Origin of the sequence: Bartonella sp. ML70XJBT (assembly GCF_028618425.1) — a bacterium.
In the GTDB taxonomy this organism is placed as follows: Bacteria; Pseudomonadota; Alphaproteobacteria; order Rhizobiales; family Rhizobiaceae; genus Bartonella.
Genome location: NZ_JAQISX010000084.1, coordinates 1 through 1,476 on the forward strand (window position 1 = coordinate 1; position 1,476 = coordinate 1,476).

Annotated in this window: 2 protein-coding genes; both read left to right on the forward strand. The window is 39.7% G+C overall.

Going from position 1 to position 1,476, the window contains the following annotated elements; translation table 11 throughout:
* On the forward strand, positions 1-653 hold a 653-nt coding region (locus PVV65_RS09725; RefSeq protein WP_273790023.1), incomplete at its 5' end, for a hypothetical protein.
* 104 nt (positions 654-757) lie between these two features.
* On the forward strand, positions 758-1,476 hold a 719-nt coding region (locus tag PVV65_RS09730), incomplete at its 3' end, for a hypothetical protein (protein WP_273790024.1).

The following is a 1,476-nucleotide window of genomic DNA, read 5'->3' on the forward strand; positions in this document are numbered from 1 at the left end:
AATTTGCACTCACAAATGAGACACGTGTATTAAATAATCAAACTCTTTATCGCATTAAAGCATTAAGAGACTTTGCTGATGTAAAGGCTGGCGATCTAGGTGGCTTTATTGAGAATGAAAGCAACCTCTCTCATGATGGCAATTGCTGGGTATATGATAATGCTCTTGTTTTAAATCCTGCCTATATTTATGAAAATGCAAGGGTTTCTGATAAGGCTATTATTATGGGCTTTGTTTATGGCAATGCGCATGTTTGTGACCGCGCCCGCGTTTATGCAAATGCTCATGTTTATGACAACGCGCATCTTTCTTATAATGCTTGGGTTTTTCAATATGCAAGGGTTTATGGGAATGCAAAATTATCGGGGTGTGCACGTATTCATAGCAATGCGGTGGTTTATGATGATGCTGTTGTGAGTGGCGCTGCAAAGATTTATGGCAAGGTTTATGACAATGCTAGTGTGGGGTCTCATACTGATGTTTACGGCTCTGTTTATGGGAATGCGAAAATCTCTGATTATATCGTGATTAGAGGCAAGGTCTATGGCAATGCAAGGATAAAAAGACATAGCGGTTTATGTTCGGTTCCCATAAATTGTGAGGTTTATGAAAGCGATCACGTTGTAAAGATTATTGAAAACAAAGCAGCATAATTGAATGCTCGGGCGGCGCGGGGGCGCCCCTCTTTCAAATCTTACAAATTTTCCATTCCAAATTTTAGCAAATGTTTAACACATTCGATTGTGTGGGTATCCTTATGTGCAAAAAATATGAATTAACAAGCGAAATCAAAAAAATAAAACATGCTCTGACTAGAAAAATTATCAATCTTTATCGCATTCGGGCTTTAAAAGATTTTGATGATGTCAAAGCTGGTTCTTTGGGTGGCTTTATTGAAAAGGAAGCTAATCTATCCCATGATGGCAATTGCTGGGTTTATGATAAAGCTTGTGTCTATGGTCATGCCCGCGTTTATGACAATGCAAAAATACGCCATTTTTCTCAAGTTTGTGGTCAAGTCTATGGGAATTGTGAAATCTATGGCAAGGCTTTCATCTCTCAATATGCAAAAATTTATGACCATGCTTGTGTCTATGGCAATGCTCATGTTTATGGCAATGTTTATGGGTATGCTCATGTAAATGGTGGCGCCCGCGTTTTTGCTGATGGTCATGTTTATGATTATGCGCATGTTTCTTATGATGCTGTGGTTTTTGGTTATGCAAGGGTCTATGGTCGTGCCATTGTTGCTGGCTCGGCTCGTATTCATAGCTATGCTGAGGTTTATAATTATGCCTTTATTAATGGTCGTGCCAAAATACATGGCAAGGTCTATGGCGGTGCTTTGGTGGGCGGTTGTGCTGAAATTTATGGCTCTGTTTTTGGCAATGCCAAGGTTTTATTCTATACTAAGGTCTGGGGTCGTGCTTATGGCAATGCGAAATTAACCAAGAGAAGCAAAGTAAGGGAAGTTCC